The organism is Actinacidiphila glaucinigra, assembly GCF_035918135.1.
Classification (GTDB): domain Bacteria; phylum Actinomycetota; class Actinomycetes; order Streptomycetales; family Streptomycetaceae; genus Actinacidiphila; species Actinacidiphila glaucinigra.
In genome coordinates this window covers 2,286,273-2,311,553 of the sequence record NZ_CP109144.1, presented here as the reverse complement: position 1 = coordinate 2,311,553, position 25,281 = coordinate 2,286,273, and the positions used below count along the sequence as shown (strand labels likewise).

At 70.7% G+C, this 25,281-nt stretch carries 19 protein-coding genes and 1 pseudogene; 14 read left to right on the top strand and 6 right to left on the bottom strand.

The genetic code is table 11. The features are described from left to right. The first annotated feature begins 548 nt into the window (after positions 1 to 548). The 4 genes from OIE69_RS10090 to OIE69_RS10075 all read left to right on the top strand — a co-directional run bounded on the left by OIE69_RS10090 (position 549) and on the right by OIE69_RS10075 (position 6,987). Positions 549 to 2,078 (top strand): 4-hydroxyphenylacetate 3-hydroxylase N-terminal domain-containing protein, encoded by a 1,530-nt coding sequence (locus OIE69_RS10090; protein ID WP_326571617.1) that lies wholly within the window; start codon positions 549 to 551, stop codon positions 2,076 to 2,078. 203 nt (positions 2,079 to 2,281) lie between these two features. After that, on the top strand, positions 2,282 to 5,338 hold the full coding sequence (locus OIE69_RS10085) for a BTAD domain-containing putative transcriptional regulator (RefSeq protein WP_326571616.1): 3,057 nt from the start codon (positions 2,282 to 2,284) through the stop codon (positions 5,336 to 5,338). A gap of 112 nt (positions 5,339 to 5,450) precedes the next feature. After that, the gene (locus OIE69_RS10080; protein ID WP_326571615.1) at positions 5,451 to 5,990 is read left to right on the top strand and encodes a flavin reductase family protein; all 540 of its coding nucleotides are present in this window, start codon (positions 5,451 to 5,453) and stop codon (positions 5,988 to 5,990) included. A gap of 109 nt (positions 5,991 to 6,099) precedes the next feature. Then, complete coding sequence (locus OIE69_RS10075) at positions 6,100 to 6,987, top strand: NAD(P)-dependent oxidoreductase (protein ID WP_326571614.1); 888 nt, start codon at positions 6,100 to 6,102, stop codon at positions 6,985 to 6,987. Between the two features lie 63 nt (positions 6,988 to 7,050). On the opposite strand, the gene OIE69_RS10070 is transcribed toward OIE69_RS10075, so the two are convergent. After that, positions 7,051 to 7,635, bottom strand: coding sequence for a carboxymuconolactone decarboxylase family protein (locus OIE69_RS10070; RefSeq protein WP_326571613.1), 585 nt, complete (start codon positions 7,633 to 7,635; stop codon positions 7,051 to 7,053). A 4-nt stretch (positions 7,636 to 7,639) separates the two neighbouring features. Beyond that, positions 7,640 to 8,014 (bottom strand): hypothetical protein, encoded by a 375-nt coding sequence (locus OIE69_RS10065; RefSeq protein ID WP_326571612.1) that lies wholly within the window; start codon positions 8,012 to 8,014, stop codon positions 7,640 to 7,642. A gap of 346 nt (positions 8,015 to 8,360) precedes the next feature. Here OIE69_RS10065 and OIE69_RS10060 point away from each other — a divergent pair, with 346 nt between their 5' ends. Then, positions 8,361 to 8,456: a BBE domain-containing protein gene (locus OIE69_RS10060; protein WP_326571611.1), complete on the top strand. Its 96-nt coding sequence runs from the start codon at positions 8,361 to 8,363 to the stop codon at positions 8,454 to 8,456. A 93-nt stretch (positions 8,457 to 8,549) separates the two neighbouring features. Here OIE69_RS10060 and OIE69_RS10055 read toward each other — a convergent pair whose 3' ends face one another. Further along, positions 8,550 to 9,950 (bottom strand): M24 family metallopeptidase, encoded by a 1,401-nt coding sequence (locus OIE69_RS10055; protein WP_326571610.1) that lies wholly within the window; start codon positions 9,948 to 9,950, stop codon positions 8,550 to 8,552. Positions 9,951 to 10,229: 279 nt separating this feature from the next. Here OIE69_RS10055 and OIE69_RS10050 point away from each other — a divergent pair, with 279 nt between their 5' ends. The 4 genes and pseudogenes from OIE69_RS10050 to OIE69_RS10035 all read left to right on the top strand — a co-directional run bounded on the left by OIE69_RS10050 (position 10,230) and on the right by OIE69_RS10035 (position 15,283). Further along, positions 10,230 to 11,039 carry an SDR family NAD(P)-dependent oxidoreductase gene (locus OIE69_RS10050; protein ID WP_326571609.1) on the top strand — a complete coding sequence of 270 codons (810 nt, stop codon included), beginning with the start codon at positions 10,230 to 10,232 and terminating at the stop codon, positions 11,037 to 11,039. Between the two features lie 118 nt (positions 11,040 to 11,157). Beyond that, complete coding sequence (locus OIE69_RS10045; protein ID WP_326571608.1) at positions 11,158 to 12,717, top strand: Re/Si-specific NAD(P)(+) transhydrogenase subunit alpha; 1,560 nt, start codon at positions 11,158 to 11,160, stop codon at positions 12,715 to 12,717. A 23-nt stretch (positions 12,718 to 12,740) separates the two neighbouring features. Further along, positions 12,741 to 14,167, top strand: a pseudogene (gene pntB / locus OIE69_RS10040) (Re/Si-specific NAD(P)(+) transhydrogenase subunit beta). A gap of 51 nt (positions 14,168 to 14,218) precedes the next feature. Continuing rightward, complete coding sequence (locus tag OIE69_RS10035) at positions 14,219 to 15,283, top strand: hypothetical protein (RefSeq protein WP_326571607.1); 1,065 nt, start codon at positions 14,219 to 14,221, stop codon at positions 15,281 to 15,283. Between the two features lie 67 nt (positions 15,284 to 15,350). Here the strand turns inward: OIE69_RS10035 and OIE69_RS10030 are convergent, their stop codons facing one another. From OIE69_RS10030 to OIE69_RS10020, 3 genes are all read right to left on the bottom strand, one after another. Next, positions 15,351 to 16,727, bottom strand: a complete 1,377-nt coding sequence (locus OIE69_RS10030; protein WP_326571606.1) for an NADP-dependent succinic semialdehyde dehydrogenase — start codon at positions 16,725 to 16,727, stop codon at positions 15,351 to 15,353. Between the two features lie 300 nt (positions 16,728 to 17,027). Continuing rightward, positions 17,028 to 17,711, bottom strand: a complete 684-nt coding sequence (locus tag OIE69_RS10025; protein WP_326571605.1) for a GntR family transcriptional regulator — start codon at positions 17,709 to 17,711, stop codon at positions 17,028 to 17,030. Continuing rightward, positions 17,708 to 18,220 carry a VOC family protein gene (locus tag OIE69_RS10020; RefSeq protein WP_326571604.1) on the bottom strand — a complete coding sequence of 171 codons (513 nt, stop codon included), beginning with the start codon at positions 18,218 to 18,220 and terminating at the stop codon, positions 17,708 to 17,710. Before OIE69_RS10020 ends, OIE69_RS10025 begins: the two co-directional genes overlap by 4 nt. Before the next feature lie 132 nt (positions 18,221 to 18,352). Between OIE69_RS10020 and OIE69_RS10015 the strand changes: the two genes are divergently transcribed. From OIE69_RS10015 to OIE69_RS09995, 5 genes are all read left to right on the top strand, one after another. After that, positions 18,353 to 20,542: an alpha-ketoacid dehydrogenase subunit alpha/beta gene (locus OIE69_RS10015; RefSeq protein ID WP_326571603.1), complete on the top strand. Its 2,190-nt coding sequence runs from the start codon at positions 18,353 to 18,355 to the stop codon at positions 20,540 to 20,542. Then, complete coding sequence (locus OIE69_RS10010; RefSeq protein WP_326571602.1) at positions 20,535 to 21,806, top strand: dihydrolipoamide acetyltransferase family protein; 1,272 nt, start codon at positions 20,535 to 20,537, stop codon at positions 21,804 to 21,806. Before OIE69_RS10015 ends, OIE69_RS10010 begins: the two co-directional genes overlap by 8 nt. Before the next feature lie 34 nt (positions 21,807 to 21,840). Beyond that, positions 21,841 to 23,220 (top strand): dihydrolipoyl dehydrogenase, encoded by a 1,380-nt coding sequence (lpdA, locus tag OIE69_RS10005; RefSeq protein ID WP_326571601.1) that lies wholly within the window; start codon positions 21,841 to 21,843, stop codon positions 23,218 to 23,220. A 146-nt stretch (positions 23,221 to 23,366) separates the two neighbouring features. Beyond that, on the top strand, positions 23,367 to 23,918 hold the full coding sequence (locus OIE69_RS10000) for a hypothetical protein (RefSeq protein ID WP_326571600.1): 552 nt from the start codon (positions 23,367 to 23,369) through the stop codon (positions 23,916 to 23,918). A 148-nt stretch (positions 23,919 to 24,066) separates the two neighbouring features. After that, positions 24,067 to 25,260, top strand: a complete 1,194-nt coding sequence (locus OIE69_RS09995; RefSeq protein ID WP_326571599.1) for an ABC transporter permease — start codon at positions 24,067 to 24,069, stop codon at positions 25,258 to 25,260. Positions 25,261 to 25,281 lie beyond the last annotated feature (21 nt).

Here is a 25,281-nt window from a genome sequence, read left to right as displayed (position 1 = left end):
GAATATTCATCTTGACGCGTCGTCGGGCGGCACCGCAGGATGGGGCCGGAAAAACGGAATGTTCGTTCGCGAAGGTGGGGGCGTGGGGTGGGGGCATGGGTGGTGTGCGCACCCGGGGGCTTGCGATGCCGCGGTGCCGGGTTCCGGGAGACGCCTGGGCGCCCTCCGCTCACACGGCGTCGGCCCGTCCGCCGGCAGGCCGGAAGAACTTGCGATGTCGCGTTACAGGGCCCCCCGATGACATTGCCGGCGGAACCCCGTCGCGATTAACGCCCGGCTAACGACTCCTGGCTAGGCTCGGGTAATCAACGGCCGAGGCATTTACGACTTCACGGCAGGGCGGGATTTCCTCCATCCGAATCGGGCGGTTCGCATGGCCGGTCGATCACGATGCTGATTCTCCGTTTTCCCGCGGGCTGAGGATGGATTCACCAACGGATTCGCGGCGATTTCCCGGCGATGTCCTGTCGAGTGGAACTCGAATGACGGCCCGAGAGACAGCAGTCCATGCACGCCGGTGCTTGGGCGAGGGCAGAAGGTGGCATTTGATGCGAACTGGCGACCAGTACTTGGAGTCCCTCAGGGACGGGCGCGTCGTCTGGGTCGGAGGTGATCTGGTCGACGACGTCACGACGCACCCGAAGACCAGGGCGCAGGCCGGGCGGATAGCGCAGTTCTACGACCTGCACCACGAGCCCGAGATGCAGGACGTCATGACCTTCGTCGACGACGGCGGCGTGCGTCGCTCGATGATGTGGTTCACGCACACGGACGCCGAGGGGCTGCGGCGCAAGCGCGTGTACCTGGAGACCGTGGTCAGGGAACTCGACGGCGGATCGACGGGGCGGACCCCGTGCGCGAACAACTACGGCCTGGTCACCTACGAGGAGGACCCGCAGCCGTGGAGCGACCAGTCGGTGGGCACCGGCGGGCGTGATCTGACCGTGGGGATCAGGGACTTCCTGGAGCTCGTGAAGGAGGGCGACCTCAACTGCGCCTTCGCCTTCATCGACCCCCAGGTCGACCGGTCCAAGCAGGCCGCGGCCCAGACCGCGCTGCGCGTCGTGGAGACCCGGGACGACGGCATCGTGGTCAACGGCGTCAAGGCCGTGAGCACCGGTACGCCGTTCGCCGACTACATCCACATCGGTGTCTTCTTCCGTCCGGGAATCGAGAGCGAACAGGTCATCTACGCCGCCTGTCCGGCCAACGCGCCGGGCGTCGCGATGGTCTCCCGCGAGGCGACGGTACGGGACGATCCCGAGAACCACCCGCTGTCCTCGGCCGGCGACGAGCTGGAATGCACCGTCATCTTCGACAACGTGTTCATCCCGTGGGAGCGCGTTTTCCACATCGGCAGCCCCGAGCACGCCTCGCTCTACCCGCAGCGCATCTTCGACTGGGTGCACTACGAGGCGCTCATTCGGACGATGGTCCGCGCCGAGCTCATGGCGGGGCTCGCGATGCTGATGACCGAGCACCTCGGTACGTATCAGCTGCCGCCGGTCCAGGCGCGCCTGGCGCGACTCGTCGAGTTCTACCAGACGATCCGGGCCCACGTGATCGCCTCCGAGACGGAGGGGTTCATCTCCCCGGCGGGGCTCTACAAGCCGAACGTCCTTCTCTTCGACTTCGGCCGGTCGTACTACCTGGAGAAGTACGCGGAGATGCGGAACGAGGTGATCGACCTCGCCGGTCGTGCCTCGCTCCTGTTCCCGACCGAGGAGCAGTGGCAGAACCCCGAACTGCACGACTGGCTCGCGCCCCTGCAGGCAGGCGCGGTCGGCGAGCCCTACGACCGCATCCGCATCTCGCGTGTCATCCGTGACCTCTTCCTCACCGACTTCGGCGACCGGATCAGCACCTTCGAGCAGTTCAACGGGACGCCCATGCTCGGCACCCGGATGCTCACGATGAAGCGCTCGGAGCTGTCGCCCTCCGGGCCGCTCACCCACCTCGCCCGGAAGGTCTGCGGCCTTCCGGAGCCCGAGGCCCCCGAGGTGACGGCCTACACCGAGCAGGCCGCATACGCCCGGCGCCTCGACGGCGCACGGCTCGAGGGCTCACGGGTCCGCTGAACCGGCGACGGTGCGGGGAGGTTCGCGGCCGCCGCCGGTCGCGAACCGCCGCACCCGGCACCACCACCGGACAGCCGACCCGCATACGGGTGGGCACCGACGACACACATGGTTTGGGCAGCGAACGGGACGAGCCGGCCCGGTGGACCGACGGGCGGGCGCCGGCTCCACCGGCACCAAGGATCACGGAGGCGCGACATCCGATGGGTGACTCTGATTCCGACCGGCCGAGCGGCCCGAACACGTCCGGCCGGCACCATCGCGCCATCATCCGGCGGAAACTGGCGGCGCCGGAGCCGGCGAAGGGCGTCGTCGTCCGCGAGAGGCTCAATCGACGCCTGCGGGACATGCTGGACCGCCACACCGTGGTGAACGTCTTCGCGACGGCCGGGGCCGGCAAGACCACGGCGGTGGCCCTGGCCGTGAGCGGCCTCGACAGACCCGTCGCCTGGCTGTCGCTCGACGGTACCGAGCGGGCGGCGGGGCGCCTGCTCGTCTACCTCGAAGCGGCTCTCGAGGGCGTTGTGGCCGGCGCCGCCGACGTGGCTTCCGACGCCCTGAGCAGCAGCCTCCACATCGGTGAGGCGGCCGGGCTGCTGGCCGAGAGCCTCCAGGGAAGCGGCCTCATCCTCGTGTGCGACAACGTGGAACGGATCGCCGCCGACGAGAGCTGCGTCGCCGTTCTCTCGTCCTTCGCGCGCTACCTGCCGTCCGGTGTGAACCTCGTACTGATCTCGCGCGTCGACGTCCACCTCGACCCGGGCCCGACGAGCGAACGGGATCGGGTGGGCGAACTGATCGAGAGCGACCTCGCCTTCGACGCCCAGGAAGCCGACGTCGCCCTGCGAACCGTCGGCCACGTCGACGTGCATCCGGCGCGGGCCGTCGCGGCGACGGGGGGCTGGGTGACCGGGGTCCTGTTCGAGGGATGGCGTCACGCGCGCTCCAGCGAGCTGGATCCCGACTCGCTGCGCTCCTACGTCGCGGCGAACGTCTTCAACTCGCTGTCCCCGGTGGAGAGAACCTTCCTCCTGCACACCAGCCTCCTGGCGGAGACGTCGGTCGAGAGCGCTCGCGCCATGGGCCAGGAGAACGCGGCCCAGGTCATGGCGGACCTGCGCGTCCGGCATCTCCCGGTGACGTGGTCGCCGGACGGTTCCCGTATGACGCCGCACCCGGTGTTCCGCGACTTCCTGCGGGTCGTCCTGGGGCGGCAGGACGCCGGGACGCTCGCCACGGTCCGTCGCCGGCACGCCGAGCTCCTCATCGCCCGCGGTGAACGCGAAGAGGCCGTCGACGAGTTGCTGCGGCTCGGGGATCTCGACGCGGCCGGGCGGCTGGCCGCCGTGGCCCTTCCCAGCCTCGTGGCGCGGATGGACTTCGAGCCGGCGGCACGCTGGCTCGACGCGCTCGGAGGGTCGGCCCGTACTCCGACCCCGGAGATCGGCTCGGTCATCCTGCGTGTCGCCTTCGCACTCGAGCAGTGCGACCGCGGAGTGGACCTCGTCGACCGTCACGGATACACGTGGCTCCCGGAGCCGGGGGCTCCCGACTTCGAGGAGACCCACGTCCTGGCCTGCTGGTGTCTTTGGCACTCCGGCCGGATCGAGGAGGCGCGGTCCGTCGCCGACCAGCTGTCACCGGGCCGCAACTGGCTCATCGCGCACACGCTGATCGCGCTGGCCACCGGCGAGGAGCCACCGCCGTTCCCCGAGTACTCGCCCACGCCGTCCGGCCCGGTCGACGGCCTGCTGATGCGGCTGGCCTTCATGAGAGGCCGCCTCGAAGGGCTCGACGACGTGGGTTCGTTCGACCCGTGGCGGACGATCCTGGGCGGCCCCTGGGTCGTCGCCGCTCTGCGGGCCACCGGACGACTCGACGCCGCGATGTCGATGTTCGAGCCGCGCAGCGGATCGTCGCAGCCGGTCTGGCTGCACGCCGTCGACGCCGTGGACCTCATGCTGGACCTAGGCCGAGGAGAGGAGGCCTGCGCGTCCATCGAGCGCGGGAGGGGTCTCATCGCCTCGACCGGATCGAAGGTGTACAAGAACATGAGCCTGCTGGTCGAGGCCAAGCTGCGGCTGCGCCTCGAGGGCGACACGCGGCGCGCCGACCGCGTGCTGGCGCAAGCGGCGGCCAACGGCGCCTCGGAGTACGTCCTCACGCGGGAGACGTGGCAGATCTGGTCGGGCCTGTCGATGCTCCTGCAGGACAAGGACGCCGAGGCCTACGAACTCCTGGCGGAATGCGTCCTGAGCATGCAGAAGGGTGACCGCCACCTGGATCTCCCGACGGCCGCCGTCTACCTGGCCGAGGCGCAGTGGCGTCTCGGCCTCGAGGACCAGTCCGACGCCACCGCCGACCTCGCGATGGCCTCGGCCTCGACGCACGGATCACAGCACCTGCTGCTGACGGCCCTCACCGACATGCCGTCGGTCGCGGCCAGGGCGGCGGACACCAAGTCCAGCCGGATGTCCCCCTGGTACGAGGTCCTCGCGGCGCTTTCGGGCCCGCATCCCGTACGCGTGAACGTGAGCACGCCGCGTCTCGTGCTCGAGGAGTTCGGCGAGCCGGTCCTGACCGTCGACGGGAACACGGCTCAGCCCCGGCTGACCAAGAGCGTCGAGCTCCTCAGCTACCTCCTCGGGAGACCCGACCGCAGGGCCACGCGCGAGGAGCTTCTCGGGGCGCTCTTCGGCGGCCGCAACGACGCCGCCGGCCGCAACTACCTGAGGCAGGCCCTCTACCGTCTTCGCGAGGTCCTGCCCGACGACCTGGGTCCGAGGCAGGACGGCGACGTCTTCCGGATGCCCGGCCCCGCGGTGGCCATGGGCTCGGCGCAGCGCGCGGCCGACCTCATCGCCCAGGCCGGGAGGCAGGACGGGGAGATCCGCCTCCAGACGCTGGCCCACGCCCTCAGCAGTGTCGAGAGGGGGCCGTACCTCGCGACGGTCTCCGGTGCGTGGGTCGCCGAGCGCCGCGTGCTCCTCGCCGAGACCTTCCTGTCGGCGCGGGTCGACGCGGCCAAGCTGGCCTACCGGATGAACCGGTACCGCCAGGCGAAGGGACTGGTCGACTACGTGCTCCGCGAGGACCCGTACCGCGAGCAGGCCTGGCGGCTGGCCATCCAGCTGGCGCACGCCAGCGGCAGCGACGACGCCGTGCTGGCCCTCTACCAGCGGTACGCGGTGCGCATGCGGGAGCTCGGCGTACCGCCGTCCGACGAGGTCCGCCGCCTGGTCGCGCAGCTGCGCCGATAGGCCCGCGCGGCCGCGCCGACAGTCGCGCCGGTGAACACCTCGTCAGCCACACCCGGGCCGCCTGGGCACAGGCGGTGTTCAAGCCATCTCGTCACACGCAACGGAGGGCACCATGGGTACGTCGACCGCGCAGGACATGTCCGTCGTCTACCGCGGGGCAATGTCGCGGTTCTCGACCGGCGTCACGATCGTGACGACCAGGACGCCGAACGGCCCGGCGGGGATGACGGCCAGCGCCGTCGCGTCCGTCTCTCTGGATCCGCTCATGCTCCTGGTGTGCGTCGGGAACACCCTTGCGACGCGGGACGCGATCTCCGGTTCCGGGGTCTTCGCGGTCAGTGTCCTGGCACGGGGACAGGAGCACCACGCGTTGCGGTTCGCCAGCCGGTGCGACGACAAGTTCGCCGGCATGGGCCTGCGAGCGGACCACGAGCTCCCCGTCGTGGAGGGCGCGGTCGCCTACTTCGCCTGCGAGGTGCGGGAGGAGGTCGCTGGGGGAGACCACACGATCTTCATCGGAAAGGTGGTCAGCTGCGGCTACGAGGCCGAGTCCGACCCCCTGGTGTACTTCGCCGGGAGATTCGGCAGCCTCTGCGATCCCCGTTCCCACGCGCAGCTCGCCTTCGACTGGCAGCTCTCCGCATCGATATAGCGAGCCCTCACCCGGCGCCGGGCCCGAGCCGCGTACCACCGCGAGCGGCCCGGCCCGGGTGAGTTCGACAACCCCCTGCGCAAGTCGCGCACCGTCTCAGGAGATGAACGTGAACGTATCCGTGCTGGGCCTCGGTCAGATGGGATCCGCCATAGCCGAACGACTCATCGGCGCAGGCCACGAGGTGAGTGTGTGGAACCGGTCGAAGGGCAGGGCGGACGGCCTCGTGGCGCTGGGCGCGATCGAGCTCGACGCCCCCGCCGAGGCGTGGGACCGGTCGGAGGTGTGCATCACGATGGTCGCCGACTCCCGCGCCCTGGCCGACGTGGCGCTCGCGCCCGACGGTGGGCTCGTCCACGCCGCGTCCGGCAAGGGCCGGGTCCTCGTCGACATGAGCACCGTCTCCGTGGAGGTGTCCCGCGACGTGGCGGCCGCAGCGGAGGCCGCCGGTATCGGCTACCTGCGCGCTCCGGTGAGCGGGAACCCCGGTGTCGTGCGCGCCGGGAACCTCACGGTCATCGCGTCGGGTGAGGACGCCGTCTTCTCGTCCGTGGAGGGACTGCTGCGCGACATCGGCCCCCATGTGTTCCACAGCGGCGAGGGGGACGCCGCCCGCATCATCAAGCTGGCCCTCAACCTCATGGTCGCCGGGACGGCCGAACTCCTCGCCGAGTGCGTCGCGCTGGCCGAGGCCCACGGGGTGCAACGGGACAGGCTGCTGGAGGTCGTCGGGGCCTCGGCGGTCGCGTCGCCGCTGGTGAAGTACAAGATCGGACCGCTGCTGGCGGACGACTACACGTCGACGTTCAGCTCGCGGCTCATGCGCAAGGACCTGGACCTGGCCCTCGAAGCCGCGGCGGCCGGCGGGGTTCCGCTGCCGGTCACCGGCGTCGTGCAGCAACTGCTCCAGGCGTGCATCTCGACCGGCCTGGGCGAGCAGGACTTCATGTCCCTCCTCGTGCGGCTGCGGCGGGAGGCGGGCCAGGTTCCCGCCTGACCCTCCGGATACGCGTGAGGCCGGCCGGACTCCCGTCCGGCCGGCCTCCGATCGCGCGCGGTCTCAGAGCCGGGCCGCCACGGCCGCGGGCGGCTCGGGCATGTCGAGTTCGAAGGCCATGACACGGTGGAAGCGCGACAGGGCGTTCCACAGGCTGATGCACATCACGAGCTCCACGAGTTGCGCCGCGTCGAACACCCGCCGCGCCTCTTCGCGGACATCCGCCGAGACGCCGGTGAGGCCGCTGTCCACCGGGACGCCCGGAAGGGCGATCGTCATCTCCTCGGCCAGCCGGAGCGCCAGCCGCTCCTGTTCGGTGAAGCCCTCGAGCCCGCCGTCCGCGACGGCCGCCAGCTCGTCGGCCGACACGCCCTTGGCGAGCGCCGACGCGCAGCGGTGACTCGTCGTGTAGCGGCAGTGGTTGAGCACGGAGACGCGCACGGCGACCAGTTCCTTCACGCGCCCGTCCAGCGCGCCCGGACCGTTGACCTGCCTGAGGAAGGGAAGGTAGGCGGCGAGCAGGCCGGGGCTGTTCCCGATGCCCGCCCAGGTGTTCAGCACTTCGCCGTACGCACTCATCCCCTGGGCGAGAGCGGGTTGGTCGGCCGGGGAGAAGTCGGCGGAAGTGAGCAGCGGCACCAGTGACATGCGATCACCTTTCGAGGAATCCCGGCTGGAGGCAGCCGGCTTGGGGTGAGGACGAGGTGGGCTCCGGGGGAGCGGCCGCGACCTGGGGCGGGGCCGCGCGGCGGGGCGGAGTGCCAGGGCGTCGCAGGCCGATCGCGATCCCCATCGTCGCGTTGAGCCACGGCACGAGGAAGGTCAGTGCCGTGCGAGCGGCGAGCGCCCAGGTGAACGGGCCGTCCCTGACCTGCGAGTACAGGTTCACCATGAACAGGGTCGAGCCGACGATCAGGGCGGCGGTGGTCGTCTGCGCCATGGCCCTGCCCCGTACGGCACCCCGCAGCGCCGCGCTCCACGCGACAGGGGGAGTCTCGGCTTGAGGGTCCTGCTCGGGCTGGCTCATGGTGTCCTCAGGTGCTGTGGACGTCACGTCGCGGTCCGCGGCGGGTTCCCGGAAGGCCGCGGTTCTCACCGGCCGCCGGCGGGAGGAGGCGCCTCGACGCCCCGGTTGGAGAAGCGGCGCGGCACGGCCCGAGGCACCCCGCACGTCACCTCTGCGGCGTCCGGTCGCGGCGGCGCTCTCCTGGATCGCTCACTCTCCACCCTGACAGGAGATGGATCCATATTCAACCGCCTGATGGCAAATCTTGGCCCCGGAGGGCCAGAATGGATCCGAAAGGATTGGGAGTTGAGTCAGAGGCCGAAGCGCGTACGGAAGAACCGGTCCAGGTCGCGCCGGTCCGCACCCGGTGACGGCACGGCGGCTGCGTTCGGTCAAGGCCGCCTGGGACCCGCGGAACCTGCTGCGGTTCAACAAGAACATCGCCCCTGGGACGACCGGCTGACCACACGACCGGCCGGCGCCTTCCGCCCACGGGGCGGGCGGAAGGCGCCGGCCGGTCGTGCGAGGTCCTGACCGTCCTCCCCGTCCCTCCCGGTCAGAGGCCGGCTGCGTCGTCCCGGCGCACGGCGCGGGTCCCCGCGAACGTGTTCAGGTGCGACTGCGAGTCGCGCTCGGTCGGCAGCGGCCCCGAGACGGTGAAGTAGCGCTGCCCGGCGACGAGAAGCTCCTCCGCGGGGAACTTGGTGATGACCTCGCAGCCGTCCGCGGTCACCACGAGTTCCTCCTCGATCCGGGCCGCTCCCCAGCCGTCCTTCGACGGCCAGTAGGTCTCGAGCGCGAACACCATGCCCTCCTCGAGCACCTCGGGGTGCTCGAGGGACACCAGCCGGGAGAACACCGGCTTCTCCCAGATCGACAGCCCGACACCGTGGCCGTACTGGAGCGCGAAGGCCGCCTCCTCGTCGGCGAACCCGAACTCCTGCGCCGTCGGCCACACCGACACGATGTCCGCCGTGGTGGCTCCCGGCCGGACGAGGCTGATCGCCTCGTCCATGTACGCGCGGCACCGCGTGTAGGCGTCGCGCTGGGCGGAGGAGGCGCTGCCCACCGCGAACGTGCGGTAGTAGCAGGTGCGGTAGCCGTTGTAACTGTGCAGGATGTCGAAGAACGCGGGGTCCCCGGGCCGCACGATGCGGTCCGAGAAGACATGGGGGTGCGGCGCGCACCGCTCCCCGGAGATGGCGTTGACGCCTTCGACGAACTCCGAGCCGAGGTCGTAGAGGGTCTTGGCCACCACGCCCACGCACTCGTTCTCCCGCACACCCGGCCGGAGGAACTCGTAGAGGTTCTCGTAGGCGGCGTCGACCATCGAGCAGGCGTGGGTGAGCAGATGGATCTCGTCGCGGGTCTTGATGCGCCGGGCCTCCAGGAACACCTGCTGGCCGTCCACCACCGTGACGCCCGCGTCCTGCAGGGCCTTCAGGACCGGGAGTTCGATCACGTCGACGCCCAGCGGCTCGCCGAGGAGCCCGTAGAGCTCGAGCTCGTGCTTGATCTTCCGGGCGACGGAGTCGGCCATCCCGACCAGGGGGTTGATGGCGCCGCGCAACGTGGAGATGCCGGCGCGGGCGCCGCTCGGGTTGCGGGCGTCGGCTCCGTGGTGGGCTCCGTGCGGATCGCCGTCCGAGTGGGCTTTCGAGTAGTCCAGCCACGGGTTGTACAGCTGGTGGTGCCTGGCGGCCGAGCCGAAGTCCCAGACGATCGGCTCGCCTCCCCTGACCAGCAGGGAGAACCGGATCATCTTGTCGATGCCCCAGGTGCCGATGTGGGTCGAGGTCATGTAGCGGATGTTGGCGAAGTCGAAGGCCAGGACGGCGCCGAGGTCGGACTGCTCCAACGACGCGCGCAGACGTGCCAGCCGCTCGTCGCGGAGCCTGTTCATGTCGATGCGGGTTTCCCAGTCGACCGCGTTCGGTCCAAATGTCGGAATCGCCATCACAAGTCCTTTGCCATGCGGAAGTCGCGGGTAGGGGAGACACATGCGCACCACCGGAGACGGTGAGGTGCGCGCACCCGTGGGGGACCCGGCGGTCCCTCGCCTCGGAGCAGGCTGCGCACAGCTCAGGGTGCACCCCGCGCCGTTATCCGGCCGGAAAGCCGCAGGCCGGTCCGGCGGTCCGCCTGTGAACCCCGCGTTACCCGCGCTTGCCGCGGGCTCGGCGCTTCGGATCGACTCTCCGCGGAAGCAACGAAGCGCTGACTGGAGGGACCGAACATGGCTGCAGGTTGGAACTTGGAGGGCCGCACGGCTTTCGTGACCGGTGGTAGCCGAGGCCTGGGCTACGCCATCGCACAGGCGCTCCTCGAGCGCGGTGCCAAGGTGGCGATCGCAGCCAGGGACGAAGCGGCCGTCAAGGCGGCGGCAGGCCGTCTCACCGCCGGAGGCCGCGCGGAGGACGTGCTCCCCGTCGTCGCGGACGTCACCGACGCGGAGTCCGTCGACAGCGCGCTGGCAACGGTTCACGCGTGGCGGGGCAGCCTCGACATCGTCGTCAACAACGCGGGTCCGCAGCTCGCTCCCTCCCCCCTGGACAAGGCCGACGAGCAGATCGTCGCGGCCGCCTTCGACACGAAGCTGATCGGGTTCCTCCGTGTCGCGCAGGCCGCCCTCCCGTTCCTGAGCCGGACCGGCAGCGGCAGCATCGTCAACGTCGTCGGCGCGACCGCGCACGCGGTGATCCCGAACACCGGCCCCACGGCCATCGTGAACGCGGGCGTGGTCGCCCTCACGAGCTACCTGGCGACCGAGGCGGCTTCGAGCAACATCCGGGTCAACGCCATCTCCCCGGGGATGACGAAGACCGAGGGCTGGCTCACCAAGACCGAGGCCATGGGTGCTCAGCAGGGCAAGAGCGCCGAAGAGGTCCGGGCCGGCATGGTCCAGGGGCTCGGCATCCGGCTCAACCGTTGGGCCGAGCCCACCGAGATCGGCGCCGCGGCGGCGTTCCTGGCGTCCGACGACGCCTCCTACGTGACCGGCCAGGTGCTGCGCGTCGACGGCGGGTTGTCCAAGCCCGTCGCCTGATCGCAGGTCCCCGGGCAGACGCCATCCAAGGCCCCCCGTCGCCTTGGATGGCGTTCCTGTCGGGCGCACCCGGCCGCCCGCCGCGTGCTCTGCACCATCGACACCCTGGAGTTGGGGAATGCTGATCGGAATCGTGAGCGAAGCCCGCCGTGGCGAGACGCGCGTTGCCGCGACTCCCGCCACGGTGGTCCAGCTGGTCGAGCTGGGGTACGACGTCGTGGTGGAGCCGGGTGCGGGGGCGCGGTCGAGCTTCCCGGACGAGGCGTACACCGGAGCCGGTGCGAGGCTCGGTGACCCGTTGGCGGCGGACGTCGTGTTCGGTGTGAACGCCCTCTCGACGGAGCAGCTCGACGGGCTGAAGCCGGGAGCGACGGTCGTGGGCATCATGAGCCCGGCGTTCGATCCCGCGCTGGTCGAGGACCTGACGCGGCGGCCGATCACGGCGCTGGCGATGGACGCGGTGCCCCGTATCTCGCGAGCGCAGTCGCTGGACGTGCTGTCGTCGATGGCGAACATCGCCGGCTACCGGGCGGTGGTGGAGGCCGCGCATGTCTTCGGCCGCTTCTTCACCGGGCAGGTGACGGCGGCCGGCAAGGTGCCGCCGGCGAAGGTGCTGGTCTGCGGTGCGGGGGTGGCGGGCCTGGCCGCGATCGGCGCCGCGGGAAGCCTGGGGGCCGTCGTGTACGCCACCGACCCGCGGCCCGAGGTCGCCGACCAGGTCAGGTCGCTGGGCGGCGAGTACCTCTCGGTCGAGGTCGAGGAAGCCGGCGAGGTGGAGGTGTCGGCGACGGGTTACGCCAAGGAGATGTCGCGGGACTACAACACCCGCGCGGCGCGGCTGTACACGGACCGGATCACCGAGATGGACATCGTGATCACGACCGCGCTGATCCCGGGCCGTCCGGCGCCGACGCTGATCACCGCGGAGATGGTGGCGTCGATGAGGTCCGGCAGCGTCATCGTGGACCTGGCCGCCGCGAACGGCGGCAACGTCGAGGGCACGGTCAGGGACCGGGCGGTGGTCACGGACAACGGTGTGACGATCATCGGCTACACCGACCTGCCCGGCCGGCTGCCCGCGCAGGCGTCCCAGCTGTACGGCACCAACCTGGTCAACCTGATGAAGCTGATGACCCCGGCCAAGGACGGCCGGCTGGTGCTGGACTTCGACGACGTGGTGCAGCGGTCGATGACCGTGGTGCGCGACGGCGAGCCGACCTGGCCGCCGCCGCCGGTCCAGGTGTCCGCCGCTCCGGCGGCCGTCCCCGCCTCCGCACCCCCGGAAGCGAAGCCGGCCGGCTCCCAGGCCGGCCCGCCGGTGTCGACCCGGCGCCGGTTCGCCGTGGTCGGGGCCGGCGCGATCGTGCTGTTCCTGCTCGCGGCCCTGTCCCCGCCGGCGCTGCTGGGGCACCTGACGGTGTTCGCGCTGGCGATCGTGATCGGCTACTACGTGATCGGGCAGGTGCACCACGCCCTGCACACGCCGCTGATGAGCGTCACCAACGCGATCTCGGGAATCATCGTGGTCGGCGCCCTGATGCAGATCGGTCACGGTGAGGCCCCGAACGGCGGGGCGGTCACCACGCTCGCGACGATCGCGATCCTGCTGGCCTCCGTCAACATCTTCGGTGGCTTCGCGGTGACCCGCCGGATGCTCTCCATGTTCTCGAGAAGCTGAGGGGCTCTGCCATGTCTGATCTGATGACTGTCGAGACCGGAGCGGCGGCCGCCTACATCGTCGCGGCCCTGCTCTTCATCCTGGCGCTGGCCGGGTTGTCGCACCACGAGTCCGCCAAGGCCGGCAAGGCCTTCGGCATCGCCGGCATGGCGGTGGCCCTGACCGCGACGATCGTGCTGGCGATCGACCACGGCATCTCCGGAGCCGGTCTGGCGCTGATGATCGGCGCCGTGGCGGTCGGTGCCGCGATCGGGCTGTGGCGGGCGCGGGTCGTGGAGATGACCGGGATGCCCGAACTGATCGCCCTGCTGCACTCCTTCGTGGGTCTGGCGGCGGTGCTGGTGGGCTGGAACGGCTACCTGCACGTGGAGGCCACCCTGGACGGCCCGGGCAGCGCCGAGGCCGGGGCGCTGCGGGCCAGGACCTGCTCGGGATCCATTCCGCCGAGGTGTTCATCGGCGTCTTCATCGGCGCGGTCACCTTCACCGGCTCGGTCGTGGCGTTCCTCAAGCTCTCGGCGCGGATCAGGTCGGCGCCGCTGATGCTGCCCGGCAAGAACCAGCTCAACCTCGCGGCGCTCGGCGCGTTCACCGTCCTCACCGCATGGTTCGTGATCGACCCGGCGCTGTGGCTGCTGGTGTCGGTCACGGTCGTCGCGCTGGCCCTGGGGTGGCACCTGGTCGCCTCGATCGGCGGCGGGGACATGCCGGTCGTCGTGTCGATGCTGAACTCCTACTCCGGCTGGGCGGCTGCGGCGTCGGGATTCCTGCTGGAGAACGACCTGCTGATCATCACCGGCGCCCTGGTCGGCTCCTCGGGCGCCTACCTGTCCTCCGTCATGTGCAAGGCGATGAACCGGTCCTTCGTCTCGGTGATCGCCGGCGGGTTCGGCATCGAGGCCGGCCCGGCCGACGACAAGGACTACGGAGAGCACCGCGAGATCACGGCCGAGGGCGTCGCCGAGCTCCTCGGAACGGCCGACTCGGTGATCATCACCCCCGGCTACGGCATGGCCGTGGCCCAGGCCCAGTACGGCGTCGCCGAGTTGACCCGCAAGCTCAGGGACCGAGGCGTCAAGGTCTGCTTCGGCATCCACCCGGTCGCGGGTCGGCTGCCGGGCCACATGAACGTCCTGCTCGCCGAGGCCAAGGTCCCCTACGACATCGTGCTGGAGATGGACGAGGTCAACGACGACTTCGACCGGACCTCCGTCGTCCTCGTCATCGGCGCCAACGACACCGTCAACCCCGCGGCGGCCGAGGACCCGGGCTCGCCCATCGCCGGTATGCCCGTCCTCCAGGTCTGGAACGCCGAGAACGTCATCGTCTTCAAGCGCTCGATGGCCTCCGGCTACGCCGGCGTCCAGAACCCCCTGTTCTACCGCGACAACTCCGCCATGCTCTTCGGCGACGCCAAGGAGCGCGTCGACGACATACTCCGGGTCCTCTGACGGCTGCACCGCCCACGCCGCACTGTCAGTGGGGTCCGCTACCTTCGGGTCATGTCGATCACCGCACAACTGCGCGACTCGGTACGGCTGCCGGGTGGGGGCGCGCTCGTCCACGGCTTCGCGTTGGAGAGCCGCGGGGGCGGTTCGTGCCGCGCCCTCCTCGGCAACGGGCGCGCGCTGGAGGTCCACGACCTGGACGAGGTGTTCGCGGGTGACCGCGTGCCGACCGCCGTCTTCCCCCTTCCCTGGCCGGGGTGGAACCGCGGTGTCCACTCGGTGAGTCCCGACGGCACGTTCGCGGTGTTCTCGGGCCAGCGTGCGGTACGGGCGGTGGGCAGGGGCGGCGAGACTCTGTGGGAGTACCGGCACGCCTGCTGGGGGCCCGCGATGGGTCACCCGCACACGGGGGACGAGCAGGAGGTGTGCCGCGGCAACGAGCACGGATCCTGCCGGGTCTCGGACGACGGCCGGCTCGTCTGGGCGCATGTCCTGTCCGGGCCGGAGGAAGACGACTGGGAGGAGCGCTGGGTCGTCCTGGACGCCGGGGACGGACGGGAGCTGGCCCGGCTGCCGCTGGACAGCGCGGCATCCGGTTCGCACCAGCTGTCCCACCCGGACGGTGTCCACATGGGTCTCTGCATCGGCATGGGCCAGGACGGCGTTCTGCTGCACTGGGCGCGCCTGGACGGCGGCGAGCTGACCGGCTGGGACCTGAACGAGGGCATGGACCGCATCCTGATGGACGTCCATGAGGGGCACCCGGGATTCCTGACCGTCGAGCACAGCGGATGGGACCTTCACGTACACGCTCTGGACGGCACCGTGCTCGCAGAGGTGTCGCCCGAGTCGGCCGACGACGAGGACCCACCCTGCTGGGACTACGGCTGCGGCTTCGTGGACGCCGACACGGTCATCGCCTCGACGATCGACTCCGCCGAGGAACCCGAGGAGGCCCGCCACTGGCTGCTCGACGCCCGCACCCTGGAGATACGCGGGGCGGTCGCGTATCCCACGGGCCCTGTCGACAGCTATGTGCGTCCGCTCGGCGACGGGACCTGGCTCACCTGGGACGACAAGAGCGAGACGCTGAACCGCTGGGCGGCAGCGGCACTTTGAGCGCGCACGGCCAGGGCGCACGCCGTCCGGCGTGCGCCCTGGCCGTGGTGTGCGGGAGCGGCTTCCGTCAGCCCTTCCAGACCGTCTTGAGGTTGCAGAACTCCCGGATGCCCTCCGCGGCGAGCTCGCGCCCGATGCCCGAGTCCTTCACGCCGCCGAACGGCAGCTCGGGGTAGGAGACGCTCATGCCGTTGACGAAGACGGCGCCCGCCTCGAGCCGCGGGATCAGGAACCGCTCCTCCTCGGGGTCGGTGGTCCACACCGACGAGCTGAGGCCGAAGGCCGTGTCGTTGGCGAGTGCCGCGGCCTGTTCGATGTCGTCGACCCGGTGGACCACGGCCAGCGGACCGAAGGCCTCCTCCCCGTACACCCGCATCCCGGCGGTGACCTCCTCCAGTACCGTCGGCTCGAAGAACCATCCCTCGGTGCCGACCGGGGATCCGCCGCACCGCAGGACGGCGCCCTTCGAGACGGCGTCGTCGACCAGTTCGGCGAGCTCGCGCCGGCCCGACTCCGTGGCGATCGGTCCGATCTCGGTGTCCTCGTCGAGCGGGTCGCCGACGATCAGGGCCTTCGTGCCCGCGACGAAGGCCTCGACGAACTCCTCGTACACCTCGGTGTGGACGATGAACCGCTTGGCCGCGATGCACGACTGGCCGTTGTTCATCGTGCGCGCGGTCACGGCGGTCCGGGCCGCGGCGCGAACATCGGCGGAGGGCAGCACGATGAAGGGGTCGGACCCGCCCAGTTCCAGCACGGCCTTCTTCACCTCCGAGCCCGCGACCGCCGCGATCGACCGCCCGGCCGGTTCGGATCCGGTCAGCGTCACGGCGGCGACGCGCCGGTCGCGGACGACGGCTTCGACGTCCGCCGCTCCGATGAGGAGCGCCTGGAACGACCCCGCGGGGAAGCCCGCGCGTTCGAAGAGCGTGTCGAGGTACAGCGCGGACTGCGGGACGTTCGAGGCGTGCTTGAGCAGGCCCACGTTGCCGGCCATCAGCGCCGGCGCGGCGAAGCGGATCACCTGCCACATCGGGTAGTTCCACGGCATCACGGCGAGAACGACGCCGAGGGGCTCGTAGGAGGTGTAGGCGGCCGAGGCCTTGACGGTTCCCGGGTCGGCGAGCGGTTGGTCGGCCAGCAGGGCCTCGGCGTTGTCGGCGTAGAACCGCATCGCCCGGGCGCACTTGAGGACTTCCGCCCGGGCCTGCGTGATCGGCTTGCCCATCTCGATGGTGAGCATGGGCGCCGCCAGGTCCACCTCGGCCTCGACCAGGTCCGTGGCCGCCCGCATCCACCGGGCGCGCGTGTCGAAGTCGGTCGCCCGGAGCGTCGCGGCCGCGGCGTGTGCTCGCGCCAGCCGCTGGTCGACCTGTTGCCCGGTGAGGGGGGTGAACTCCTCGACGAGCTCACCGGTAGCGGGATTGACGGTGGCTATGGGCACGGTGCTCTCCTCGTGGTGTGGGCATCCAAGAGCTGGATTGGATCCACTGTAAGCCTCGCCGGGGCGGCATGCCAGGGGTGTTGAGGCGTGCGAGCGCTTCATCACGTCAAGTTGGATACATTTGCAAGTAGTGCCGCCCGTCGCGACAACGGCTCGTCATGCGGGGGGAGCGGGCGGCGACCTGCGGAAGGCGGAGCGCATCCGCGTCCGGGACGCGGCGTCGGGAACGCGCGGCCGAGCCTGCCCCGCGCAGGGCGGGACGCCGTTGCGCTCCCCGGGAGCTCCGGCGTCCCGCCGGCGTCAGTGCTTCTCGGTGAACAGTTCGGGGTGCGCCGTGAGTTCGACCCTCGTGCGGCGGATGTGCCCGGTCAGGTACCGCTCACCGTCTTCGGGATCGCGGCGCCGCACGGCGTCGAGGATCAGCCGGTGCTCGGCGTTGACGATGGCGCCCCGGTCGGTGTCGGTGAGCACCATGAACGCACGGCGGTAGTGCTGGGTGGAGTTCCAGAGCCGCTCGGTGATGGCCAGCAGGTGGTCGCTGGGGCACCCCGCGTAGGTGGTCATGTGGAACTCGCGGTCCAGGAGCAGGAACCGATTGACGTCGCTCTGGTTCTCGATCTCGTCCTGGAGCTGCTCCAGGCGATCGATGTGCTGATCGGCGAGATGGGGGAGGCTCTCGATCAGGGTCAGCGGCTCGAGGCGCTCGCGCATCCGGTAGTAGGTGTTCACTTCCTGGAGGCTGAGCATCGGGACCCGCGAGCCCCGGTTGGGGAACGATTCCGCGAGGCCGTCGGACTCCAGGATCCGCAGCGCTTCACGGACCGGGATCCGGCTCGTGCCCAGGCGCGCCGCGATGTCGTCCTGCCGCAGCCAGGTGCCGGGCGTCAGTTCGCCGGCCAGGATCTCCTCACGGAGGATGCCCGCGATGTGCCGGCTCCTGACGCTGTCCGACCCGCGCGGATCGCGAGCGTGCGCGGGGGTCAAGAGCGGTCACCTCTGAACTGTGACGGGTCGCGGTCGAAGGCCTTGCCCTCAGGATACGACACCAGCTCGAACTGCATTCCCCATGGTGAGAGGAAGTAGACCCACCGCTGCCCTTCCGACGGGCCGGCGCTTGCGGTGGGGTCGCCGAGCACGGGAACGCCCCGCGCCCTGAGGAACCCCACCGCCTCGTCGAGGTCCTCGACGTACAGCGCGACGTGGTGTCCGCCGACGTCGCTGTTGCGCGGGACGGCCTGCCGCTGCGCGTCCGCCTGGTACGCGAAGACCTCGAACACCGCCTGCTGGCCGCACCGGTAGAAGTTCAGCCGGCGCATGACCGTGCGCGCGTCCACGTTCAGGTGTTCCGACATCCAGTCGTCCGTCGCCCCGAACGGGCCGATCGAGTACAGGTACTCGCACCCCAGGACGTCCACGAGCCATGCGTGCGCCTGGTCCAGGTCCGGCACCGTGAATCCGATGTGATCCAGGCGCATGAGGCCGGGCAGAGCCATGATCTTCCTCCTTTGGATCCGAATGCTGCTCCATGGTCACGCCGATGCCGCAATCTGTCGAGTGAAACCTTGTAATTGGATCCAACTGTGTGGCAGGGTCGATGCACTCCGGTCGATCGAAGGGGGCACCCGATGCCTGCGGAACACACACTCGAAGCGAAGGCCGCATGGTCGGAGTTCGTCGTCACGCAGGACGACTGGGACGCCGCGGCCCCGGACCTCCTGACGGGCATGTTCAGCCAACTGGTGCTGATCAGGGCCTTCGAGGAGTACGTCCTGGAGCTCGCCGCGGACGGACTCATCCACGGCCCGGCGCACTCCAGCATCGGTCAGGAGGGGGGCGCCGTCGGTGCGTGCTTCGCCCTGACGTCGCAGGACACCGTGAACGGCTCGCATCGTGGCCATCACCAGTTCCTCGCCAAGGTGCTCGCCCATCTGCATCCCGAGGGCATCGAGCCGACGAAGCCGTTCCCCGAGGACGTGCAGGACGTGCTCCTGCGTTGTCTGCGCGAGATATGCGGACTCGACCGGGGGTTCAGCCACGGCCGGGGCGGGAGCATGCACCTCCAGTGGCACGAGGCCGGCGCGATCGGGACGAACGCGATCGTCGGCGGCGGGGTACCGCTCGCCGCCGGATCCGCCTACGCCCACAAGGAGTCCGGAACCGAGGCGGTGACCTTCACGTTCTTCGGCGACGGCGCGATCAACATCGGATCCACACTGGAGACCCTCAATCTCGCGGCGGCGTGGTCGCTGCCCCTGTGCTTCTTCGTCGAGAACAACCTGTACGCCGTCTCCACCCACGTCTCCGAAGTCACCGCCGAGCCACGGCTGTCCGGCCGCGGCCCGGGCTTCGGCATCCGGAGCTGGAAGGTCGACGGCATGGATCCGCTGGCCGTGTACCTCGTGACGCAGCAGGCCCTCACGCACATGCGGGGCGGCGACGGCCCGACGATGATCGAGGCGGACGTCTACCGCTACTTCCACCAGAACGGTCCCTTCGCCGGTTCGGCGTTCCGGTACCGGACCAGGGAGGAGGAGGCGCAGTGGCGTTCCCGCGACCCCATCGACACCGTGGTGCGGCACCTGGTGCGACGCAGAATCCTCAGCAAGAAGGCGGTCACGGAGACGATCCAGCGCGCCAAGGGGCTGATGTCCGAACTCGGCGACGTCATCCTGGAACCGCGGCCGGGCGGCAAGCCCGGTGAGCGCCGCATCGTGCCCTCGGAGTGGCCGGACCCGGCATTCGTCGACCAAGGCGTCAGGGGGGACCTGTCGGAGCTGGCCGAGGTCGAGTTCACCGACACCGGGGACTTCGCCGACGACCTGACCGACGTCAAGTTCATCGGCGCCGTGGCCGCGGTGATGGGGCGCCGGCTGGAGATCGACCCTCGCGTCGTGGTGATGGGGGAGGACGTGCACCGGCTCAACGGCGGTACCAACGGCGCCACCCGCGGGCTGAGCGAGGAGTTCCCCGACCGTGTGATCGGGACGCCGATATCGGAGAACGCGTTCGCCGGTCTCGGCGGCGGACTGGCTCTGGACGGCCGGTACCGCCCGATCGTCGAGTTCATGTACGCCGACTTCATGTGGGTCGCGGCGGACCAGTTGTTCAACCAGATCGGGAAGGCGCGCCACATGTTCGGCGGTGAGGGCAAGGTGCCGTTCGTCCTGCGCAGCAAGGTCGCCACCGGCACCGGCTACGGATCGCAGCACTCGATGGACCCGGCCGGCGTCTTCGCGACGGCACCGGGCTGGCGCATCGTCGCGCCGTCGACCCCGTTCGACTACGTCGGCCTGATGAACACGGCCCTGGCCTGCGACGACCCGGTCGTGGTCCTCGAGCACGTCGATCTGTACAACTCGACCGGTCCGGGACTGCCGGACAACTTCGACCACCATCTGCCGGTCGGCAAGGCCGCCGTACGCCGTGAGGGCGCGGCCCTGACCATCCTCACCTATCTCGCGATGACGCCGGCCGTCCTGGACGCCGTCGAACAGACGGGAGTGGACGCCGAGGTCGTCGACCTGCGCTGGCTGGACCGGGCCAGCCTGGACTGGGACACGATCACGCGATCCGTGCAGAAGACGAACAACGTGCTCATCGCCGAGCAGGGCGCCCTCGGCACCTCCTACGGCGGCTGGCTCGCGGACGAGATCCAGCGAAGGCTGTTCGACTGGCTCGACGCCCCGATCGAGCGCGTGACGGGCGGCGAGGCGTCGCCCAGCATCAGCAAGGTGCTGGAGCGTGCCGCCTTCGCCTCCACGGAGGAAGTCGTCGCCAAGCTCCGCGAGATCGCGCGGGAGCAGAACCATGGCTGAGCTGCTGCGCATGCCGGAGGTCGCCGCCAACACCGAGGAGGCGATCCTGGAGTCCTGGAACGTCGGTGTGAACGTCCCCTACAAGGCGGGCGATCCGATCGTCACGGTGGAGACCGAGAAGGCCGTGGTCGAGGTGGCGGCCGAGCGCGACGGAGTGCTCCTGCGCCTCCTGGTGGAGGCCGGCACGACAGTCGAGGTGGGCGCGCCGATCGCGGTATGGGGGGTGCCGGACGAGCCGGCGGCCGCGGTGGACGACCTGGTGGCCTCGCTGGGTACCGGTGCGCCGCCGGTGACGGTTTCCTCGGGGCCGGCGACGGAAGAGCCCGTGGCGGGCGCGGTCGCTCCGGTCCCCGGCGAGTCCGCACGCGCCGGGGGTGGGCGCCTCTTCGCCAGTCCGCTGGCGCGACGTCGCGCACGCGAACTCGACGTCGATCTGGACTCCGTGACGGGGAGCGGTCCGCGGGGACGGATCCGGCGCTCCGACGTCGAGGCGGCCGCCGCCCGGCCGGCCCGGCAGGAGGAGGTGGCGGCCCCGGTGGGCAACGGGGCGCTGGACGGGACGCGTCCGGCTCCGGCAGCGGGCGCACGCTATGTCGACGTGCCCAACACCCGGATGCGGACGGCCATCGCCCGCCGGCTGACGGAGAGCAAGCGGGACACGCCGCACTTCTATGTGCGCGGCAGCGCACGCGTCGACGCGCTGCTCACCCTGCGGCAGCAGATCAACGCCGGTCAGGGAGTCCGGGTGTCGATCAACGACCTGCTCGTCAAGGCGATAGCCGCCGCGCACTCGGGCGTTCCCGCGATGAACGTGCAGTGGAACGACACTTCGGTCCGGCACTTCTCGGACGTCGACATCGCCGTGGCCGTCGCCACCGACGGCGGTCTGGTCACCCCGGTGATCCGCGGCGTGCAGTCCCTGTCGATGAGCGGCGTCGCCACGGCGACGAAGGACCTCATCGCCCGTGCGAAGGAGCGCAGCCTCCGGCAGGACGAACTGGAGGGCGGCTCGATCACGATCACGAACCTCGGCATGTACGGCACCGAGGACTTCGCGGCGATCATCAACCCTCCCCAGGCGGCGATCCTGGCCATCGGCGCGGTGCGGCAGGATGCGGTCGTCGAGGACGGCGCGGTCGACGTCGCGTCCGTACTGCGGCTGACCCTGGCCGTCGACCACAGGGCGGTGGACGGCGCCGCCGCGGCCGAGTGGCTGAGGGAGTTCGTGGACGTGCTCGAACACCCGCTCCGGATCCTGCTCTGAACACCGGCGAACGCGAGGCGAAGGAGAACGCACCATGACCGAGAGCACTTTCGACCTCGTGGTCCTCGGCGGTGGGTCGGGCGGTTACGCCGCCGCGCTCCGCGGCGCGGAGCTGGGGTTCAGCGTCGCCCTCGTCGAGGAGGACAAGCTCGGCGGAACGTGCCTGCACAGCGGCTGCATCCCGACCAAGGCCCTGCTGCACGCCGCCGAAGTCGCCGAACTGTCGCGGCACGCCGCGTCGATCGGCGTCCGTGCCTCCTTCGAGGGCATCGACCTGCCCGGAGTGCACGCCTATCGCGACGGCGTCGTGAACCACTTGTACAAGGGGCTGCAGGGACTGGTCGCCGCCCATGACGTGACCTTGGTCCGGGGGCGCGGGCACCTGGTGTCGCCGACGGCCGTGCGGGTCGGTGAGGTCGTCCACTCCGCGGCGCGGGCCGTGGTCCTGGCCACCGGGTCCGTCGCCCGCAGCCTGCCCGGACTCGACTTCGGCGGACAGGTCCTCTCGTCGGCGGAGGCGCTCTCCCTGCCGGAGCTTCCGCGCAGCGCGATCATCCTGGGCGGCGGCGTCATCGGTGTCGAGTTCGCGAGCCTGTGGCGCTCGTTCGGCGTCGACGTCACCATCGTCGAGGCGCTCCCGAGCCTGGTCCCGAACGAGGACCGGTCCTGCGGCAGGGCCCTGGAACGCGCCTTCCGCCGACGCGGGATCACGGTGCGCACCGGCGTCCGGGTCGCCGCCGTCGAGCAGGGCCCGACGGGGGTCTCGGTCGCTCTGGCGGAGGGCGACCCTCTGGAGGCCGACGTCCTGCTGGTCGCCGTCGGGCGGGGGCCCCGCACGGCCGGCATGGGTTTCGAGGAGGCCGGTGTGACGCTCGACCGCGGATTCGTCGAGGTCGACGCCGGCCTGCGCACACGAGTGCCCGGCGTCTACGCCGTCGGGGACGTCGTCGAGGGTCTCCAACTCGCCCATCGCGGCTTCCAGCAGGGAATCTTCGTCGCGGAGGAGATCGCCGGCCTGGCCCCGGCACCGGTTCCCGAAGCGCACATCCCCCGCGTCACCTACTCCGACCCGGAAGTCGCGTCGGTCGGCCTGACGCAGGCGCAGGCCGAGGAGCGGCTCGGTGCCGGCCGGGTGGAGTGCGTCGAGTACAACCTGGCCGGCAACGGCAGGAGCCGGATCATCGGTACGTCCGGCTTCGTGAAGCTGGTTCGTGAGAAGGACGGCCCGGTGGTGGGCGTCCACATGGTCGGCGCGAGGGTGGGCGAACTCATCGCGGAGGCACAGCTCGCGGTCGCCTGGGAAGCCCATCCGGACGATGTCGCCCCACTCGTGCACGCGCACCCGACCCAGAACGAGGCTCTGGGGGAGGCGTTCCTCGCCCTCGCCGGCAAGCCGTTGCACACGCACCGCTGAAGCCCGGGGCCGTCCGCGACCGGGCGGACGCGCCGTCGGGCGGGGCGCCCGGCCCGGCCCGGCGGCGAGCGGCGCCCGGAACACCACGCCCTTCCCGGGCAGACCACCCGAGTCCCGGGACGACGCCTTCCCCCAGGTGGTCCACCATGATCCCTCACGCCTCACCGCCGCCTCCGGACGGCGCGAACGCCGCCCGCGGGGCCGGGAACTGGCTGCGCAGCGGGCGCGGCAGCCGGCTCTCCTCACGTCTGCCGCTGCACCTGGTGGAAGGGTTCCTCGTCGGCGGTGGCGCCGGAGGGCCCGCAGGGGGAGTGGTGCGCTTTCGGATGTCCGACGGCGAGGAGACCGGCCGCTCGCGGCGCTCCGCGTGGCGCCGGACCGAGCCGGCACGCCAACTCGGAGGATCCGGAGGGGAGCTCCGGCTGGTCCGGCCCCGCGACGACACCGGCGTCCGGCGGGCCCTCATCGCGATGCTCACGCTCAACGGCGTCACCGACGTCGCCGCCCTGGTCCGGCTGGATGTCGTCGGAATGTCCCCGCCGGGCGCGGCGCAGGCCCCGGGCCGTACGGCGACCGTCGGCGTCGACGTGCGGTTCTGGGCGAGTCTGTGGAATCTGGCCGTGCCGGAGAGCACGCGCTGCCAGGTGCGCCTGGAGGGCCGGGTCCGCGTGCTGCCCGGCTGGCCGGTGCCGCTCTGAGCGGAGCACCGCGGGCCGCCGTAGTGGAGTCGGTGGCCTTCGGCATAGGGTCGGTAAAGAAAACGAATGTTCGTGTTGACTTGGTCCTGCGGGCAGGAACAGACTGAGGCCTCAGCAGAATGATCATTCGTTGTGGAGGGGTGTGCCCGTGAAGAACCCGATGGTGGGACTCCTGTCATGGCGTCGGGCCGTCGCCATGACGGTGGCGTTGCCACTGGTGATCTCGCTGGCCGTCATGGCGTACGCGTGGCCCGCATCACGGGTCGCGCCGCGTGATCTGCCGGTGGGGATCGTGGGCACGGGCGTGGCCGGCCAGCACGCGGTCGAGGGGCTGGAGCGCAGCAGGCCGGGCGGGTTCGACTTCCACCTCTACCCCGACGAGGTGTCGGCGCGGTCCGCGATCAAGGGCCGGGAGATCTACGGTGCCTTCGTCGTCACCCCCGGCAGCTTCACCGTGCTGCAAGCCACCGCCGCGAGCACGTCGGTCGCGCAGCTGCTCCATACGTCCGGCCGGCAACTCGCCGCCGATGCCGGCACGTCGGCCGCACGCGGCGCCACGACGTCGGCCCGCGGCACGTTCGTCAGCTCCGAGAGCGGCGAGCAGGTCACCAAGGCGCCGGCCGAGATCCGGGTGAGGACGGTCGACGTCGTCCCGATCTCGGCGGACGACCCCCGTGGAGTGGTGTTCAGCTCGGCGCTCCTGCCGCTCACCATGTGCGGCATCCTGATCGCGTCGCTCCTGGCGATGTCGAACTTCCACATGCCGGGGTGGCGCCGGGTCATGGAACTGGTCGCCGCGTGCGCCGCGACCGGCTTCGGCGCCTACCTGGTCGCCCAGGGCGTTCTCGGCGCGCTGCCGCACGAGCATGTGGCCACCTGGTCGGCCCTGTCCCTCACCATGCTCGCCATCAGCGCGACCTGCGCGGGCCTGATCACGCTCATAGGCCCCGCCGGGCTCGGGCTCAGCGCCGTGCTCATGGTCTTCGTGGGAAACCCGTTCTCCGGCAGTACCTCCGCGCCGGAACTCCTGCCCAAGGCGGTGGACGACATCGGACAGTGGCTGCCGCCGGGCGCCGGCGCCAATCTGCTGCGCGGAACGGCCTACTTCGGCGGCAATGGCACAGGAGGCCAGATCGCCGTTCTCGTCCTGTGGAGCGTGCTCGGGCTGGCAGCCGTCGTCCTCGGCCGCCGGACTCCCGCCGTCGCGTACGGCTCGTCCGGGACGGGCGGGACCGCGACCGCCGTCCGGGGGCCGGACCCCGACGGACACCCCGCGTCGCCTTCACCGGCGCCGGCGGGTGGCCGCCCGTACCCGCACGCCCGGCACGCGGCCGACCGCTGAGATCGGTCGCGTCGGACGCCC